This window comes from Lonepinella sp. BR2271 (genome assembly GCF_051851515.1).
Taxonomy (GTDB): Bacteria; Pseudomonadota; Gammaproteobacteria; order Enterobacterales; family Pasteurellaceae; genus Lonepinella.
This window is the reverse complement of sequence record NZ_JBPDVF010000004.1, coordinates 28446-46767: the sequence shown is the minus strand read 5'-3', so window position 1 is coordinate 46767 and position 18322 is coordinate 28446. Positions and strand designations below refer to the sequence as shown.

General features: G+C 42.4%; 16 protein-coding genes and 1 pseudogene. 8 read left to right on the top strand and 9 right to left on the bottom strand.

Annotated features, from left to right (window positions below; translation table 11 throughout):
* Positions 1–11: 11 nt before the first annotated feature.
* The 3 genes from ilvM to ilvA all read left to right on the top strand — a co-directional run bounded on the left by ilvM (position 12) and on the right by ilvA (position 3889).
* Entirely contained in the window at positions 12–236 is a 225-nt protein-coding gene (gene ilvM, locus ACTG7X_RS04570; protein WP_439240333.1) for an acetolactate synthase 2 small subunit, read from the top strand.
* Between the two features lie 136 nt (positions 237–372).
* Positions 373–2208, top strand: a complete 1836-nt coding sequence (gene ilvD / locus ACTG7X_RS04565; RefSeq protein ID WP_439257339.1) for a dihydroxy-acid dehydratase — start codon at positions 373–375, stop codon at positions 2206–2208.
* 139 nt (positions 2209–2347) lie between these two features.
* On the top strand, positions 2348–3889 hold the full coding sequence (gene ilvA, locus ACTG7X_RS04560) for a threonine ammonia-lyase, biosynthetic (protein ID WP_439257338.1): 1542 nt from the start codon (positions 2348–2350) through the stop codon (positions 3887–3889).
* Between the two features lie 92 nt (positions 3890–3981).
* Here the strand turns inward: ilvA and ACTG7X_RS04555 are convergent, their stop codons facing one another.
* The 4 genes from ACTG7X_RS04555 to mobA all read right to left on the bottom strand — a co-directional run bounded on the left by ACTG7X_RS04555 (position 3982) and on the right by mobA (position 9923).
* Complete coding sequence (locus ACTG7X_RS04555; protein WP_439257337.1) at positions 3982–6105, bottom strand: FepA family TonB-dependent siderophore receptor; 2124 nt, start codon at positions 6103–6105, stop codon at positions 3982–3984.
* A 262-nt stretch (positions 6106–6367) separates the two neighbouring features.
* On the bottom strand, positions 6368–8737 hold the full coding sequence (lptD, locus tag ACTG7X_RS04550; RefSeq protein WP_439257336.1) for an LPS assembly protein LptD: 2370 nt from the start codon (positions 8735–8737) through the stop codon (positions 6368–6370).
* A gap of 66 nt (positions 8738–8803) precedes the next feature.
* Positions 8804–9355 carry a DNA-3-methyladenine glycosylase I gene (locus ACTG7X_RS04545; RefSeq protein ID WP_439257529.1) on the bottom strand — a complete coding sequence of 184 codons (552 nt, stop codon included), beginning with the start codon at positions 9353–9355 and terminating at the stop codon, positions 8804–8806.
* On the bottom strand, positions 9339–9923 hold the full coding sequence (mobA, locus tag ACTG7X_RS04540) for a molybdenum cofactor guanylyltransferase MobA (protein ID WP_439257335.1): 585 nt from the start codon (positions 9921–9923) through the stop codon (positions 9339–9341). The genes ACTG7X_RS04545 and mobA overlap by 17 nt, the downstream gene beginning before the upstream one ends.
* A 63-nt stretch (positions 9924–9986) precedes the next feature.
* Here mobA and ACTG7X_RS04535 point away from each other — a divergent pair, with 63 nt between their 5' ends.
* The 4 genes from ACTG7X_RS04535 (at position 9987) to rfaD (ending at position 12297) form a co-directional block, all read left to right on the top strand.
* A complete protein-coding gene (locus ACTG7X_RS04535) occupies positions 9987–10256 on the top strand; it encodes a YihD family protein (protein ID WP_439240525.1) in 270 nt (89 codons plus the stop codon).
* 20 nt (positions 10257–10276) lie between these two features.
* Positions 10277–10894, top strand: coding sequence for a thiol:disulfide interchange protein DsbA (gene dsbA / locus ACTG7X_RS04530; protein ID WP_439257334.1), 618 nt, complete (start codon positions 10277–10279; stop codon positions 10892–10894).
* A gap of 14 nt (positions 10895–10908) precedes the next feature.
* Positions 10909–11238 carry a DUF413 domain-containing protein gene (locus ACTG7X_RS04525; RefSeq protein WP_439257333.1) on the top strand — a complete coding sequence of 110 codons (330 nt, stop codon included), beginning with the start codon at positions 10909–10911 and terminating at the stop codon, positions 11236–11238.
* Between the two features lie 132 nt (positions 11239–11370).
* Positions 11371–12297 (top strand): ADP-glyceromanno-heptose 6-epimerase, encoded by a 927-nt coding sequence (gene rfaD, locus ACTG7X_RS04520; RefSeq protein ID WP_439257332.1) that lies wholly within the window; start codon positions 11371–11373, stop codon positions 12295–12297.
* 68 nt (positions 12298–12365) lie between these two features.
* On the opposite strand, the gene ACTG7X_RS04515 is transcribed toward rfaD, so the two are convergent.
* The 4 genes and pseudogenes from ACTG7X_RS04515 to ACTG7X_RS04500 all read right to left on the bottom strand — a co-directional run bounded on the left by ACTG7X_RS04515 (position 12366) and on the right by ACTG7X_RS04500 (position 15369).
* Positions 12366–12674: a helix-turn-helix domain-containing protein gene (locus tag ACTG7X_RS04515; protein ID WP_439257331.1), complete on the bottom strand. Its 309-nt coding sequence runs from the start codon at positions 12672–12674 to the stop codon at positions 12366–12368.
* Positions 12671–13030 carry a type II toxin-antitoxin system RelE/ParE family toxin gene (locus ACTG7X_RS04510; RefSeq protein ID WP_439257330.1) on the bottom strand — a complete coding sequence of 120 codons (360 nt, stop codon included), beginning with the start codon at positions 13028–13030 and terminating at the stop codon, positions 12671–12673. The genes ACTG7X_RS04515 and ACTG7X_RS04510 overlap by 4 nt, the downstream gene beginning before the upstream one ends.
* Positions 12991–13080 (bottom strand): annotated as a pseudogene (locus ACTG7X_RS04505) (transposase-like zinc-binding domain-containing protein); the annotation flags it as partial. The gene ACTG7X_RS04510 and the pseudogene ACTG7X_RS04505, both read right to left, overlap by 40 nt.
* A 120-nt stretch (positions 13081–13200) precedes the next feature.
* Positions 13201–15369 (bottom strand): FepA family TonB-dependent siderophore receptor, encoded by a 2169-nt coding sequence (locus tag ACTG7X_RS04500; protein ID WP_439257329.1) that lies wholly within the window; start codon positions 15367–15369, stop codon positions 13201–13203.
* A gap of 306 nt (positions 15370–15675) precedes the next feature.
* Here ACTG7X_RS04500 and ACTG7X_RS04495 point away from each other — a divergent pair, with 306 nt between their 5' ends.
* Positions 15676–15879 (top strand): hypothetical protein, encoded by a 204-nt coding sequence (locus ACTG7X_RS04495; protein ID WP_439257328.1) that lies wholly within the window; start codon positions 15676–15678, stop codon positions 15877–15879.
* 3 nt (positions 15880–15882) lie between these two features.
* Here the strand turns inward: ACTG7X_RS04495 and ACTG7X_RS04490 are convergent, their stop codons facing one another.
* Positions 15883–17781: a transferrin-binding protein-like solute binding protein gene (locus tag ACTG7X_RS04490; protein WP_439257327.1), complete on the bottom strand. Its 1899-nt coding sequence runs from the start codon at positions 17779–17781 to the stop codon at positions 15883–15885.
* Positions 17782–18322 lie beyond the last annotated feature (541 nt).

Here is an 18322-nt window from a genome sequence, read left to right as displayed (position 1 = left end):
GGGGAGGAAATATGTTATTACATGAATTAACCATTGTGGCTAATCCAAGTCCTGAAGTGCTTGAACGCATTTTACGTGTTGTCCGTCTGCGTGGGTATAGCGTGACCAAATTAACCATGAAATTGGAAAACGATAAAGTTTGGTTAGATTTTTGTGTGACCAGTACGAGAGAAATTCATTTGTTGATCAACCAATTAGCGAAATTGCATGATGTGGTTGATGTAAGTTGTGATTAATTAAAGGTTTTAACCCTCACCCCAACCCTCTCCCAAAGGGAGAGGGGGTTATACAATACAGTTCCCTCTCCCTCTGGGAGAGGGCTAGGGTGAGGGTAAAATTTCATAATATTTAAAAATTTTGGAGAGATTATCTATGCCTAAATTACGTTCAGCGACCTCAACACAGGGTCGCAATATGGCTGGTGCACGTTCCTTATGGCGTGCTACTGGTATGAAAGAGGGCGATTTCGGTAAACCGATTATTGCTGTGGTGAACTCGTTTACTCAATTTGTCCCTGGTCACGTTCACCTAAAAGATTTAGGGCAATTAGTGGCGGCAGAAATTGAAAAAGCAGGCGGGGTGGCGAAAGAATTTAATACGATTGCGGTGGATGATGGTATTGCCATGGGACATGGCGGTATGCTGTATTCTTTACCAAGCCGTGATTTAATTGCCGACAGCGTCGAATATATGGTGAACGCTCACTGTGCCGACGCCATGGTGTGTATTTCCAACTGCGACAAAATCACCCCAGGGATGTTAATGGCTGCCATGCGGTTAAATATTCCGGCGATTTTTGTCTCTGGCGGGCCAATGGAGGCGGGCAAAACCAAATTATCCGATCAATTAATTCGTTTGGACTTAGTAGATGCCATGATTGAGGCGGCGGATCCGAATGTCAGTGATGAGCGTATTGATGCCATTGAACGCAGTGCTTGCCCGACTTGTGGATCTTGTTCAGGTATGTTTACCGCAAACTCCATGAACTGTTTAACCGAGGCGCTTGGTTTGAGCTTACCGGGGAATGGCTCTTGTTTGGCGACGCACGCTGACCGTAAGGAATTATTCTTAAAAGCAGGTCGTCAAATTGTGGAGCTATGCAAACGTTATTATGAACAAGATGATGAAAGCGTGCTACCACGTTCCATTGCCACCTTTGATGCCTTTGAAAACGCCATGAGTTTAGATATTGCCATGGGCGGATCCAGTAATACCGTGTTGCATTTATTAGCCACGGCACAAGAGGCAGGGGTAGATTTTACCATGGCGGATATTGATCGCCTTTCTCGCAAGGTGCCTTGTTTAAGCAAAATTGCCCCGAATACCAATAAATACCACATGGAGGACGTCCATCGTGCTGGTGGGATTATGGGGCTTGTGGGCGAGTTAGATCGTGCAGGCTTAATTCATCGCCACACTAACACAGTGCTAGGTTTAACCCTTGAAGAACAGTTAAATCAATACGATATTATCCGTAACCGTGATCCAGAAAACTTAAAATTCTACCGTGCAGGTCCTGCGGGGATTCGCACCACTAAAGCATTCTCGCAAGACACTCGTTGGGATACGGTGGATGATGACCGTGTTAGTGGTTGTATCCGCAACAAAGAAAATGCCATTTCACAAGAGGGCGGTTTGGCCGTGTTATTCGGTAACATTGCCCAAGATGGTTGTATTGTGAAAACCGCAGGGGTGGATGAATCCATTTGGAATTTCACTGGCGAGGCCATTGTGTTTGAAAGCCAAGAAGACGCCGTATCGGGTATTCTTGGTGGCAAAGTCAAAGCGGGCCATATCGTAGTGATCCGTTACGAGGGGCCAAAAGGCGGCCCAGGTATGCAAGAAATGCTTTATCCGACGAGCTATTTAAAATCCATGGGATTGGGCAAAGCCTGTGCCTTGTTAACAGACGGCCGTTTCTCAGGTGGAACATCAGGGCTTTCCATTGGTCACTGTTCCCCAGAGGCCGCATCTGGCGGTGCCATTGGCTTAGTGCGTGATGGGGATAAAATCGCCATTGATATTCCAAACCGTGGCATTGAATTGTTGGTGTCTGAGCAAGAATTAGCCCAACGCCGTATTGAACAAGATGCCAAAGGCTGGCAACCTGCCAAGCGTGAACGTGAAGTGTCCTTTGCCTTAAAAGTATTCGGGCATTTTGCGACGTCAGCGGATAAAGGGGCGGTGCGAGATAAAAGCAAACTGTAATTTCCTTTCTTCGTTCCCTCTCCCTTTGGGAGAGGGCTAGGGTGAGGGTAAAATCATTTAAACAACCCTCACCCCGACCCTCCCCATAGGGAGTGGGGGATTTTTTTATAATAATTAACAATAAAACTGCGGTGAAAAAATGACAAATAATTTACCCAATCAACCCACAGGTTCAGACTATTTAAAAGCGGTATTAAGTTCCAAGGTCTATGAATTAGCACAAGTTACCCCCTTGCAACCCATGCAAAAATTATCGGAAAAATTGGGCAATCAAATTTTGGTGAAACGTGAAGATCGTCAACCTGTGCATAGTTTCAAATTGCGTGGTGCTTATGCCATGATTGCCGGTTTAACCGAACAACAAAAAGCGGTCGGCGTGATTACCGCCTCTGCAGGCAACCATGCTCAGGGTGTCGCCTTATCTGCTCAACATTTAGGTCTAAAAGCCTTAATTGTGATGCCACAAAATACACCCTCCATTAAAGTAGATGCAGTGCGTAGTTTTGGTGGCGAAGTCTTTTTATATGGTGCCAATTTTGATGAGGCTAAAGCCAAATCCATTGAGCTGTCGCAAACCAAACAAATGACCCTGATCCCACCATTCGATCACCCCGCTGTAATCGCAGGACAAGGTTCATTAGCCATGGAATTATTACAGCAAAATAGCCATATCGACCGTATTTTCGTCCCTGTTGGCGGTGGTGGTTTAGCGGCGGGAATTGCGGTGTTAATCAAGCAACTTTTACCTGAAATTAAAGTCATTGGTGTCGAAAGTAAAGACAGTGCTTGTTTATATGCCGCATTAAAAGCTGGTGAGCCAACAGACTTAGAGCGTGTCGGTTTATTTGCTGACGGTGTGGCGGTCAAACGTATTGGTGATGAAACATTCCGTCTTTGCCAACAATATCTTGATGATGTGGTGCTAGTGAACGGTGATGAAATTTGTGCGGCCATGAAAGATATGTTTGAAAATGTCCGTGCTGTGTCTGAACCCTCAGGGGCGTTGTCGTTAGCGGGTCTAAAAAAATACGTTAAACAACATAATATTCAGGGCGAAACCTTAGTCAACGTGCTATCTGGTGCTAACTTAAATTTCCATACCTTGCGTTATGTGTCTGAACGTTGTGAGATCGGCGAAAAACAAGAGGCATTGTTTGCCGTCACCATACCAGAACAACAGGGCAGTTTCTTGAGATTCTGTCAAATTCTTGGGCAAAATCCGGTGACGGAATTTAACTATCGTTATGCAGATGAAAAACAGGCCTGTATTTTTGTGGGCGTGCGTATTACCGGTGAACAAGAAAAACAAGCGATACTCAAACAGCTCCGTGATAATGGTTATAATGTACAAGATTTATCCGATGATGAAATAGCCAAAACCCATATTCGTTATATGATCGGTGGGCGTTCAAGTAGCCAGTTAAACGAACGTTTGTATAGTTTTGAATTCCCTGAACAAAAAGGAGCGTTGCTCAATTTCTTAGCCACCTTAAACACCACTAATACCAATATTTCACTTTTCCATTATCGAGCCCATGGTGCAGATTATGGCAATGTGTTAGCGGGTTTCCAAGTGGGAAAAGACAATCTTTCAGTATTTACGCAACAGCTCGAAAAAATCGGTTACAGCTATCAAGATGTGACGGAAAGTGTGGCTTATCGATATTTTTTGGTGGGCTAAAAACTGGCTGAAAAAGCACCGCGGTTTGTATCGATATTGCAAACAAGAACCACGCTGAATAGCGTGGTTCTTTTCTTTTCACGGTAACGTAATTAGAAACTGTATTTTGCAGTGGCGTAATAAGCACGACCTGATTCGTTGTAAGAACTTGCACCACTATTAGAACGTAAAATTTGTTTATCAAATAAGTTCGTTACACCAATACGAGTATTGAAATTTTTGGTAAATTGATAACCTGCATTTAATCCCCAAATAGCATAACTTCCTACGGTTGTAGTAGACATGCCCTCTAGATCCGTTCTTCTTTCAGGATTTGTACGAGGACGCTGTTTACCATATTGTGTGTAAGTTAAACCAACATCGAACGCTTCTGTCATCTGATAATTTACGTTGGAGTTAACAGTAAATTTTGGAATGATTGACAATGGGTTACCTGTGTTTTTGTTTTTAGAATGAATCATATAAGTCGCATTAGTCGACCATTTTAATTTATTATCCAATAAATTAAAGGTAAGATTCCCTTCCAATCCCTCAACAAGAGCATGTTTAATATTGACCCATTGATAAATTTCATTTCCAAGTTTAGAAAACCCGATTGCTTCATCACCTGCCGTGATTTTATTACGATAATCATTATGGAAATATGCCAAAGACGCATTGATATCACGATTATCAAATTCTAACCCAATTTCTTTATTCCAACTGGTTTCAGGTTTAAGATCATCATTACCTAATAAATAACAACTCACACTAGAATCCATTGCACAGCCACGTCCTGTACTTGCCAACAAATAATTTGAGTTACTTTGATAAAGGTTTGGTGCTTTATAGGCACGTGCAATACCCCCCTTCAATTTTAAGTTATGGGTAAGGTCATGGCTAAGGTTTACGCCACCACTCCAATTTGAACTCGAATTGGTATTGTAATCAAAACGCAAAGCAGGCGTTAAGAAAGTACGCTCAGATAAAGCAATATTATCTTCAACAAATGCCGCATATTCAGATTGGCTTGTATGTCCAGAACGAACCGCTGAAACACCAACGATACTATCTACCGCTCTCGTTCTATTATTCGTAATAAAACCTTGCGATGTTGATGCCTCATCATCTAGGCTAGAGTGAACCGCTTCTACGCCCAATGTGATGACTTGCGGTAACCCCCATTGTACAGGGATATGGAATTCACTGTTAAAGCGTGTATTTTTTAATTTGCTTTCTACAAAAGATTGGTTACCGTCATAAATGCCTTCAACCCCACCGGTTAAACCTTCTGGTAAACGACTGTTGACCGTTTGATCGAAACTAACATAACTATTAGAATCACCCCAGCCGTACTGACCTTTATGCGTTAAAGCATAAGATTGGCGATAAAGTCTAGCTGTTTCTGATCCTGCAAGCCCTGCAATACGAGGAATGAAAGTAGCACGTTGTCCAACATTACTATATTGTGAATCGTTGTTATAAATATTTCCTTGACGACTAAAACTGGCGTCTAAGGTTAATTTATGATTTGCGTTGATATTCCAATCTAATTGTCCTGCGATATCCTTATTACGAACACCTTCTTTACCCGCAACATAATTACTATTCGCTTCACTTACGACAGGCGCGTTAATGTCTGTCGCGTCTGCTTTTGTTTTATTCCAGTTACCATATAAGCGGAAAGATAATACGTCTTTAATAATTGGACCACTTAACGTAAAGCCCACACGGTTCGTATTACCTTCTTTTGAGTTTTCTGGCTGATTGATATAATAAGTTAAGCTACCGTGAAATTCGTTTGTCGCGGGTTTGGTTTTAATATTGACCACCCCACCCATTGCGCCTGAACCATAACGTGCAGCAGCTGGACCACGCAAGACTTCAATTGAATCTATCGCTTCCACAGGAACCCAGTTACTGTCACCGCGAGAGTTACGTTCACCATGCCAAGAATAACGCTCACCGTTACGAGAGGTAACCGGTTTACCATCTACCAAAATTAAGGTATTTTCAGGTCCCATACCACGTAAATCAATTTGGCGTTTATTACCACGCGCCCCCGTTGGAGAGTTACCGGTTAGATTAACCCCTGGCATGGTTCTCAAAATTTCAGATACATCATTCACCACAGGACGTTTTTCTAAATCTTGGCGAGTAATACGTGACACACCAAGAGATTGTTTCACCTGATCTTCCGCTGTCACATTGATTTGTTCTAATTGTGTTTCTGCCAATACAGCATTTACACTTAGCGTTCCGAGTATGGCTAAAGCAACATTGCTTTTGTTTAAAATTTTCATTAAAGTTCCTTAAAAAGAGTCAATAAAATCGGCTTTTTGCTTAGCTAAATCGATAAAGCAAAAAACAAGAATTATTATCGTTTTTTTTTGCGTAGTTAGTCAAGAACTAAATAAACAAAAATCAAAGAATTTGCATAAAAAACAACCCCCACACAATGTGTATGGGGGTTGTTAGTTGAAGAAAGATCAGAATGGATTATAAATCAGGAGCTTGAATATAAGGCAACATCCCTTTATCTAACATGCGCACAATACCACTACGGTGATCGTTGGCACCTAAGCCACGCAATTCAAAGGTCACGCCGATACTATGATCATATAGGGTATCTTTTTCATCACTATATTGACGCTTTGCATTTTCATTCACTAAGTAACGGCGCACACCAACACCCACCGCCCAACAACAGCTGTTATATTGCACGCCCGCATATTGTTCAACCGGTTTGTTTAAGGCCACATCATGATAATAACGGCCGACCGCCGCCCAATGATCCGCCACTTCCCAAGCGACTACCGCACCGATTTGTTGAATGTCTTGATGATATTTGTTTACGCTAGACGTCAAGTTTTGATTAATGTATTCCTGACTGGCGTAACGATAATTTAACTGCACCAGATTGTTACGTTCTGGATTATATTCTAAGGTGGAATTCACCAACGAAGTGGCATTTAAACGCGTATCATATTGATAACTGCCTTTCCAATGCCATTTATCATTGAATTTCCAGTTGCTTTCTAACGCCCAAGAAGATGAACGCCCTGTGGTGCTGTTATCAGTGCTATCGTCAATCCGAGAATCATTCAGATAAATAATTTGCCCTAAGGATAAATTAAAGCGTTCTTCTGCATTTTTATCGTAGAAACGCGTGGTGCCACCTAAAGTAAATTGATTAGCCGAAGCAATTCTATCCAATCCACTATAACGGCGATCACGGAACAGAGAATAATAATCTTGCTGTAACAAGGCAGAATCATAGCCTAAACCTAAATAACTGGAGTTTTGTTTTGAACCAATATTACTTTGATCTTTGTAAGGACGATATAAATATTGCACATGCGGTTCAATGGTTTGTGTATAGCCTTTAAATAAGGTTTTTTGGCTGGCTAATACGGTTTGTAAATCTACCTTGATTTGCGGTAACACACGATTCGCCGAACTTTGTGTATTCGCGTCTACGCCTGTTCCCGCTTTCTGCTGATAATGGGTGGCATAAAGTTTGGTTTCAATATTTAAACTGCCGTAACGATTGGATAATGGCACATTTAAACTCGGTTCCACATGATAACGCCATGCGGTTGGCATGCTTGAACTGTCATTATCAAAATGCACCGCCTGAGCAAATAATTTGAAATCTGCCCAACCGTTGGCTAACCCATTTTTATAATAGTTAAAATCAATTTGTGGTAAGGCGCGATAAGGGCCGATATCTACATCATCAAACACTTGGAATTTTTTAACAGAAACGGCAAAATTCCAGTTCGGTTGATAATAAGCCAAACGTGCGGTTTGATCCGCATAACCGTCCGTACTGCTGCCATACTCGGAATCAAAATCACTGAAATAACGTTTATCACTGACCTTGGTGTAATTCACGTTTAACCGCCAGTTATCCCATAATTTTGCGTTGTGAGCCCAATAAAATAAATGCCGTTTACGGTCATTATCGGATGTGGCATATTCATTGTAGCGATCTTTGCCTAAGTATTCACCGGCGATTTTGCCTTGTCCCAACACATTTAAATAACGAAACTCACCGTTCATTTGCCAGCCGCGGTGCGACATATATTTCGGGGTAAAGGTGGCGTCATAATTCGGGGCAATATTCCAATAAATCGGTTGAGCGTACCAATAACCGTCACGGCTCGAACTGCCGGCACTTGGCATTAACAAACCTGAACGACGGCGGTCACCAATTGGTAATTGTAAATAAGGCGTGTAGAAAATCGGTACGCCGGCCACTTTAAAGCGAGCATGCCACATTTCCGCATATTCTTCTTTCACATATTGCTTCATCTCGCTGGCATCCACTTGCCATGCGTTATCATCCGGTAAACAAGAGGTAAAGGTGGCATTTTTCAATAAACGATAGCCTTCTCGCATTTCCGAGCTTTCAGCTGTACCACGTCCCTGACGCCCCACTAATTGATAATGAGCATTGTCAATATCCGTATCTTTACTGTTTAAATGCACTTTGGCATTGTCGCCATTTATCTTAATTAAATCATCTTGATAATCAAAATTACCACGTGCATAAGCATAACGCTGTGCATTATCTCCCTCACCCGATTGCGTCACTTCCACTTCATTAGCTTGTAAATGACGCGCGCCTTGTTTGAAATCCACCGCACCGCTATAAAGCGCGCGACTTGGATTAACAATATCTGCTTGATCCGCCTCAATATACACTGGCTGATTGTTTGGATCGCCTTGCACGGTTTCGCCCGAAATTTGCGGTACGCCAGCCAAGCAACGCAAGCGTAAATCATCAATATTCGCCAAGCTACTGGTGCTGTAAAGTGCGGTCAAAATTGATAAAGAAAGGAATGTGTAGTAATTTTTCTTCATGGGTTAACCATTTTTATTTGATTAAAATTGGGTTGATTATACAAGAAAATCCCCCTAAAAAACACGCTATTTACAAAAACAATCATTCAAATGATCATTCACCAATCCCATCGATTGCATAAACGCATAGCAGGTGGTTTCCCCCACAAACACAAAGCCTTTTTTCTTCAGTGCTTTTGACATGGTTTTGGATATTTCGGTTTTGGCAGGTACCGCAGCCAAATTCGGCACATCATTGATTTGCGGTTGATGATCAACAAACGCCCAAATAAAATCGGCAAAATTTTCACCGCACTTTTGCATGGCTAAATAGGCTTGGGCATTTTTCACAATGGCCTCTAACTTGGCTCGATGACGAATTAAGCCCGAATTTTGCATTAAACGATCAATATCCTTTTCCGTCATAAGTGCAATCTTTTCCGGATCAAAATGATGAAAGGCTTGGCGATAATTTTCTCGTTTTTTTAACACGGTTATCCATGATAAACCCGCTTGTTGTCCCTCTAAGCAAAGTTTCTCAAATAATTTCTGCGGATCAAATTCAGGCTTGCCCCATTCCTTATCGTGATAATCTTGATAAATTGGCAAGTTCCCCGCCCAATCACAACGTTTGATCATTTTCATCCGCCAACTCCTGTAAAGTATTAAAATTGCGAAACGCCGTTTTCTGCTCAGAAAAATCCACCGCAACCGCCCCTTGTTCACACATAAATTGCAACATTCGCCGTTCACCTTGATCTAAATAAGCCGAAAGTGCGGGGCATAATTGACGAGAAACCAAACAAAATGTGGGATGTTCACGTTCGCCATCCGTGGCATACGCCACTAAAGGTTGTGAAATTAACACCGCACTTTTTAATTTCTCCAGTAAATTCAACGGCAAAAAAGGGCAATCGCAAGGCACAAATAACACATAATCGCTCGTTGCTCGTTTTAAACTGGTTAACATACCGCTTAATGGCCCTTGAAAATCCGCCAATTCGTCAGCAAAAACCGGTAAACCAAATTGCTGATACAGTTCAATATGGCGGTTTGCATTGATCGCAATCTCCGCAATTTGTGGCTGTAAACGGCGAATAATATGCACAACCAATGGCTCGCCAGCCAGAATTTGCAGCCCTTTATCCGCCCCTTGCATACGTCTTGCCTTGCCACCTGCTAAAATTACCGCACTTATCGTTATCATTGTTTGTCAATCGCCTTTAATTCAAGTATTATTTGCCAACCATTCTATATTAAGGAAAAGATTATGAAATGTCATCGTTTGAATGAAGTTTTGGAACTTTTACAACCCTATTGGTCTAATAAAGACCCTGACATGAGTTTAATGCAAATTTTACAAGCCATTGCAGATGAATCTGGCTTTGAAAAACCGCTGACTGAGTTATCTGATGAAGTGATTATTTATCAACTCAAAATGCACGGCAAAGACAAGCATGAACCCATTCCGGGGATCAAAAAAGACTATGAAGAAGATTTTAAAACCGCCTTGCTAAAAGCTCGTGGGATTTTAAAATAATATTGTAAGGAAACGGGAACATGAAAAAATTTCTTATTAGCGTAATTGCGGCTACCATGGCCATTGCCAGTGTGAATCTGTACGCCGCAGAATTAAAAGACGGCGAACAATACGTGACATTAAGCCGTCCACATTCAGAAAAAGCCGAAGTGATCGAATTCTTTTCTTTCTACTGTCCACATTGTTATGCCTTTGAAATGCAATATGCCATTCCAAAGAAAGTGCAAGACAGCTTGCCAGCAGATGCGAGCTTTAAACAATATCACGTGAATTTCTTAGGGCGTCAATCGGAAAACCTCACTCGTGCTTGGGCGTTGGCCATGGCATTAGGGGCAGAAAGTAAAGTGAAAACCGCTTTATTTGAGGCGGCACAAGCCGATAAATTAAGCAGTATGGCCGATATTCGCCAGATTTTTGTGGATAATGGCATTACAGCGGAACAATTTGACGGTGGTATCAACAGCTTTGCGGTCACCGCTTTAGTCAAAACCCAAACCAATTTAGCGGAACAGCTTGATGTGCGAGGTGTGCCGGATATGTATGTGAACGGAAAATTCCGAGTGAATCCAGAGGGATTATCTCGTGATGATTTCGTGGCAGATTATGTAGAAACTGTAAAACAATTATTGAAAAAATAACCGAGGAGTAGAGTATGGCAGAAAGTTTTAGTGTAGAACGTCGTTTTTTTGACGATAAAAATTACCCACGTGGTTTCGCTCGTCATGGCGATTATACTATCAAAGAATCGCAAGCCTTAGAGCAATATGGTCAAGCCTTTAAAGCCTTAGATGAAGGCACTCGCAAAGCCAAAACCGCTGAAGAAAAAAATTTCGTGGCCTTTTGTCGTGGCGAACGCCCGGCGGAAACCTTTTTTGAGAAAACGTGGAACAAATACCGCTCCAGAGTAAACACCATTAAACGTGTTTACACCCTTTCAGGCGTGGTGAGCGATAACTTAGATGAGTTTAATGCCAACGATTAATATACACAAGGCTTGAGCAATCAAGCCTTTATTTTCCCTGTTTTTTACCAAAAAGTGCGGTAAAAAAATACCGCACTTTGGAGTAAAATAGATTACAATAAGGCGAATTTAGAGAAACAAAAGGACAATATTATGATAATCGTCACTGGCGGAGCAGGCATGATCGGTAGCAATATCGTGAAAGCCTTAAATGAAATGGGCCGTACCGATATTTTAGTGGTGGATAACCTCAAAGACGGCACCAAATTTATTAATTTAGTGGATTTGGATATTGCAGATTATTGCGATAAAGACGATTTTATTGCCTCGATTATTGCGGGGGATGAATTAGGCGACATTGACGCCATTTTCCATGAGGGCGCTTGTTCCGCCACCACGGAATGGGACGGCAAATATTTAATGCACAATAATTACGAATATTCCAAAGAATTATTGCATTATTGCATTGACCGTGAAATCCCTTTCTTCTACGCCTCCAGTGCCGCCACCTACGGCGACAAAACCGAATTTGTGGAAGAACGCCAATTTGAGGGACCACTCAATGCTTATGGCTACTCCAAATTCTTGTTCGACCAATATGTGCGTGCTATTTTGCCAGAGGTGAGTTCACCTGTTTGTGGCTTTAAATATTTCAATGTGTATGGCCCGAGAGAACAACATAAAGGTTCTATGGCAAGCGTGGCATTCCATTTAAATAACCAAATCCTAAAAGGCGAAAATCCAAAATTATTTGCTGGTTCTGAGCATTTCTTGCGTGATTTTATCTATGTAGGTGATGTAGCCGCCGTGAATTTATGGGCATGGCAAGAGGGGATTTCAGGCATTTACAATCTTGGCACCGGCAAAGCGGAAAGTTTCCGTGAAGTGGCCGAGGCGGTGGTGAAACATCATGGTAAAGGCAAAATTGAAACCATTCCTTTCCCAGAACATTTAAAATCTCGCTATCAAGAATACACCCAAGCGGATTTAACCAAACTGCGTCAAGCGGGTTGTGATTATCAATTTAAATCCGTGGCAGAGGGTGTGGCGGAATATATGGTGTGGTTGAACAAGAAATAAAGCGGTCTGTCCATATTGATGATCGCTGAGAGGTCATTGTGGGGGCGTATGCCATACGCCCTTACATCTTATAGCGCAAAAGATACCGTTTTCCCCGTTGGCAATGCCACGGAAAGACTAAGCCGTCCTCCCATTGCCTCCACATAACGTTTAACTGACGACAAGCGAATATCGTTACCTCGTTTTTCCATTGCCACCACGGTCGGTTGACTGATGTTGAGTTCTTTGGCGAGCTGTTGTTGGGAAAGTTCAAGTTCTTGGCGGAGTTCGGCAAGTTGGAGTTCCATATACAAGCGTTCCGCCTTTTGTCTGATTTCTGCACGTTCTTCATCAGGCAATTCAGCTAAAATATCTTTGAAATTTGTAAATCCTTTCATTGTGTAATCTCCCCTTGTAAATTTTTTAAATAACGTTCATAAATAGTTTCCGCTTGGGTAATCATTGTAGTATAAAAGATTTTTTCATTTTTTCCCTTTTTATTCCCACCACAGAGAATAACAGCCCGCCTTAAGGGATCAAAAATAAAGAACAAACGAAAAACAGCCTGATTAGATTGCACTCGCAATTCTTTCATATTGGCATATTTTGTACTATGTAAGGTATCCACAAAAGGCCGTCCTAATTTGGGCCCTGACATGCTTAATAAATCAATAGCGGTCAATATTTTTTTCCTATCGCTATTACTTTGTTGTTTCAGCCAATATTTGATTTTAATTTTCCACAAGATGTGCATTTGAAACGCTGGATCTTATTTCTGATCCCGTATTTTTTCGTGGTATTTTTTAAACAAAATGGTCAATTTTTTTGTTCATAATTTTGAAAGCAAGTTAAAGCCTTATACTATAAGGCTTTAACTCACTACTTAGCAATCATTTTGTCTATTAAGCCAAAACCTACACCAACCTAAAAATTCACGCCCAATCCCATATAAAAGGTGCGGCCTGCTTCATTGTAGGTGTTGGCGCCACTACCGGTGCGGTAGAGGTTTTTGTCAAACACATTTTTCACCCCCGCTCGAATATTGAAATTCTTGTTGAAGTGATATTGTGCGCCCACCGACCAAATGGCGTAGGCAGGGCGTTCTTCACCTTGAACAAAGCCAGAACCATCATTGCGTAACACTTTGGTGTTTTGCCGTCCGTAGAAGGTGGCAGACACTTCGGTGTCGAGTTTGTCCGTTACCGCCCAATGGAAACTGCTGTTAATGGTGTATTTCGGCACAATGGACAACGGCTCGCCGGTGGTTTTGTTAATGGATTTGTTCATATAGGTGAAGTTATTATACCAACGGAACTTGTCATTAAACAAGAAGTTTAATGTCCCTTCTAAACCGCGCACTAAGGCTTTTGGCACATTGTGGTATTGGAAAATATACACATTCTGGGCCGAATCATGATTATAGAAGGTATGATTCACATCCACTTTATTGCGGTAATCATTGTTGAAATAGGTGATACTGCCGTTGAGCCAATCATTTTTATATTCCAAGCCAATTTCGCTGTTGATACTGCTTTCCGCTTTCAGGTTTTCATTGCCCTCAATGTAACAAGGTCCGTAACCATAACAGCCCCCGCCGACGCTATAAATCCGTGAATTTGGCGCCAGTTGGTGAATATTCGGCGATTTATAGGCACGCGCAATCCCGGTTTTTAAGGTCAGATTGTCGGTTAACTCATACCACATATTTAACGCCGGATTGACGCTCGATCCCACCACATTGTGATGTTCAAGGGACAAGGTCGGCACCACGGTCAATTTCTCCGTCACGCCAATATTATCTTCCACGTTAAAGCTCCAGCGTTTAGTGCGATAATTGGAATCGCGCCGTGTGTTGCCGCCAATGCCATAATGGGACACGCGTCCGATATTTGGATCGTCTAAATGGGCTTGCGCATAGCCTACGCTGAAGGTCAACACCTGTGGCATTTTGCTGTTAATTTCCACAAAAGTCTCGCTTTTCACGTCCCAACTGTGCAATTTGCTTTCCACCCATTCCCGCACGCGTTCAATGGAACCCTCGGACGCGCCGTTCAAGCCCTCGTTCAAGCGGTTATTGCTGGTGTGTTCATATTGCACATAGCTTTTATTGGACACATTGCCCCATTTGCCAGAATAGGTCAGCGAGGCGGTGTTGCGGGTCATAATATTGGTGGCATTGCCAATTAAATCGTCGGTGCGGTTATTGGCATTGGACCCCAATAAGGAGGAATGGCTGGAGGTGCTACGTTGCGAATCGCCGGCGTAAATATTATTTTGTCGGCTGTAACCGTATTCAACATCAAAAAGATGATTTTCATTTGGGCTATAACGCAACAACACATTGGCGTCGCGGTTTTGCACGCCTTCGCGTCCGGCGTAAAAGGTACTTGGCAAGCGGTGATAGCGTTCTGCATAAGGAATCACATTGATATACCACGCGTCCGCGTCGGTTTTGTTGTAGTTGCCGTATAAACGCAAGCCCCAATGTTCGCCGAGCGGGGTCATGATATTTAAATTCACTCGGCGGTTGTCGCCTTCTTCTTCGTTATAAGGGCGGGCGTAATAGGTGTTTAAACTGCCGGAGAAATGGTCGAATTGTTTTTTGGTGATAATATTCACCACCCCGCCCGCGGCGCCGTCACCATAGTGTGCGGCTGAAGGGCCGCGGAACACTTCAATGCGTTCAATCAATTCCGCCGGCACCCAGTTGGAATCCCCGCGGGTGTCCCGCTCGCCACGGCGACTGTATCGCACGGAATTACGCGAACGCACCGGTTTGCCGTCCACTAAAATTAAAGTATTTTCCGGCCCCATACCGCGCAAATCGATTTGGCGATTATTGCCCCGCTGTCCCGAGGCGGAGTTTCCGGTGAGGTTTACCCCCGGTTGTTTACGCACGATTTCTGAAATATCGTTGGCCACGCCTTGTTTTTCGATTTCTGCTGCGCGCACTTCGGAGGAACCAAGGCTTTGTTTAAGCTGTTCTTCCGCGGTGACTTGAATGGTGTCCAGTTGAACACTTTGTTCTGCAAAGGCCGTGGCGGTGCAACCGAGCAACAGGGCGCAAGTGAGTTTATTGAGTTTGAATTTCATGGGTTCTTCCTTGTTTTATAATGATTTACCCTCACCCTAACCCTCTCCCAAAGGGAGAGGGGACGGTTTTCTGTTTTCTGAGAAAAAGTGCGGTGAAAAATAAACCTGTTTTTTTAACTGCGCTTTAAATATGAAAACCGCCATTCAACACTCTCCCAAAGGAGAGGGGGCGATTTTCTGTTTTCTAAGAAAATGTGCGGTGAAAAATAAACCTGCTTTTTTAACCGCGCTTTAAATATGAAAACCGCCATTCAACACTCTCCCAAAGGGGAGGGGATGGTTTTCTGTTTTCTAAGAAAATGTGCGGTGAAAAATAAACCTGTTTTTAACCGCGCTTTAAATATGAAAACCGCCATTCAACACTCTCCCAAAGGAGAGGGGACGGTTTTCTGTTTTCTGAGAAAAAGTGCGGTGAAAAATAAACCTGTTTTTTTTAACCGCGCTTTAAATATTAAAACCGCCATTCAACTCCCTCTCCCTTTGGGAGAGGGCGGGGGTGAGGGTATTTAACCGTTATTGTTTGGTTGCACCAAATACGCCATTAACATGGTCAGAAACACCATCTACTGCTTTTCCATCTTTATGGAACTCACCAATCATTTCATCTGCATGATCGCCAACGAAAATCCCTTTCATTGTATATCCGCTGTCTTTATCTGTGCCAGCGAAACTTGCTCCATTCATATTGGACGTTAATTTGATGTCTTTACCAGCATAATCAAAGAACATTTTCACACGTTCATCTTGATAATCTTGTTCAATATTTTTTACGAGCATGTTAGTACTTGCAATTTTGGCATCTGGTGTTACAGTTCCCGTAATTTTTTTATTGGCAAAATCGGCTTTAAAATCAACAGTACCTGTCATACCACTATTGTAGGTATATTCACCTTTACCCCACTCACCCTCTTTATTGGTAAGTCGGATAATTTGCACGGAGGATAATCCTTTGTAACTGACTTCCCCTTCGGTTGGAATATTGGCTTTCGGTGTGGTAGTGCCATAATATAACATGTTACTACCACTGTTACTTCGTCTCATCACCGTACCTTCTTTTAAGTTAAGCAGATAGGTATTATTTGCATTATCAACGTAGATATAACCTAATCCATCGTAATAAACTAAATTATTGGTAACAGTACTATAATCGGCATTTCTTCCATTTTTCTGTACATTGTCATCTTTCAGTAACTCATCAAGTTTAGGAGGGACAAATGATTCTCTATCTTTCCGGTTTTCATCACTTTGAGATATATAATGAACAAATATTCTCTCCCCATATTCTTCTATGGAAGTAACATCAAAGATGTCATTAACAACTTGATAGTGACTTTTTTCATGATCTGGAATAGGAGTGTAGTATGAACTCCGTCTTACCCCAACAAGTTTGCTATCCTCAACTTCTGGCACTACCTCTGGCTCGACAATGCCTGATGTATCTCCCTCGGTGGCTTTTCTCGCCCCATAAGACCCTAACAGATTTTTATCGGTATTAGAAAATACCCCTGCCATTTCTTGCGCATTTTCACCATAGAATTGTCCGTTGGTCGCCGTGCCGTCTTTGGTACCAGTAAAGCGGTTGCCTTCAATTTTGGCGGATAAGGAAATGGGATCAAAATTGTTGCTTTCCACAGGATCGAAGAAATACGTCCCCGCGGAAGGCGTAATTGTACCTGCAAGGGATTTGTTCGCAAAATCCACTTCAAATTGTGCGTCTCCTGCACGGATATTTTTCACCGCATGGTTATGGTTGTTATGGTCTCGATCGTAGTATTTGCCCGCTTCATCTACGGACAAAATAGCACGCCCTTTATAAGTGGCTGAACCAGCATTTGGAATTTGTGACTTATCAGTAGCATAACCTTGCGCATACACATAATCGCCTTTTTTTGATCCATCTGATGTTGCGACGGTCATACCCCATTGTGCAGTGTCAAGGTTGGTACCGTAAATCCGCATGGAGGCTAAATAACCCCATTTATTGGAGCCTGCTCTGTCACCGTCACTAAAATCAAAGAAATCTTGGTTAGCTTTTCTGGCTTCAGCTAAACGCTCCGTCATATTCGCGGTATCCCACACGGCTTTTTCGTCTTTTTCTACCACTTCGGTATCTTTGCTTAAACTCAAATGTTCCGTATTGGCCATGCTAGTATCTGCTACCGCATGTGAAGATTGGTTAATTGGCGCTTCCGCTTTGCCACCATGTAACCGTTCCGCATAGCTTCCTGTCACGGTTAAGGTGCCGGCCGCAATTTTGCCACGCGGATATTCTGCGGTGGAAAGTTTGGCTTCGGAAGAGTCTACAAGGTCTGATGGCTGGACAGTTGGACCAGAGCCATTCCCCGTGCCACTACCCGTGCCTCCACCCGTACCACTACCAGTGCCCGTGCCATTGTCTGAAACTTGTGGCACGCCGTTGTTCACTTCAACGGGGTGACTGCTTGAGCAAGCGGTTAAAACAGAAGCTAAACAGATCGCAGAAGCGATTGCGGTTAATTTGAATGGATTAAAATGGCTTGATTGATTGATTGATTGATTGATTGATTGATTGATTGATAGTGTAAGTCACGCATTGCTAAAATTCTCCATGTGATTTTCAAATTTTTTTTCCGTTAAATCTGAAAACCAATCCGTTAAATTAGCATTCAAACTTAACATCTCGGCGCTAATGGTAACGATTCTTTTTTGTGATTGCAAATAGAAATAGATCTCATTTGTAAATTTTTTTTGAATTTTGTGAGCTGAACCGATAAAGCGTTGTTCAAAATTAACGCAAAATACGTATATTTTTTGTGGTTTTTAAGCAAAAATGGGGATTTTTTATGGGGAAAGAGAAAAGTGCGGTGGAAAAAGGCGAAGTTTAGAAATGGAACCCTCACCCTAACCCTCTCCCAAAGGGAGAGGGGACTGAACGGGGGAAGTGTTTAGATTGATGACTTATCCAACGATAATC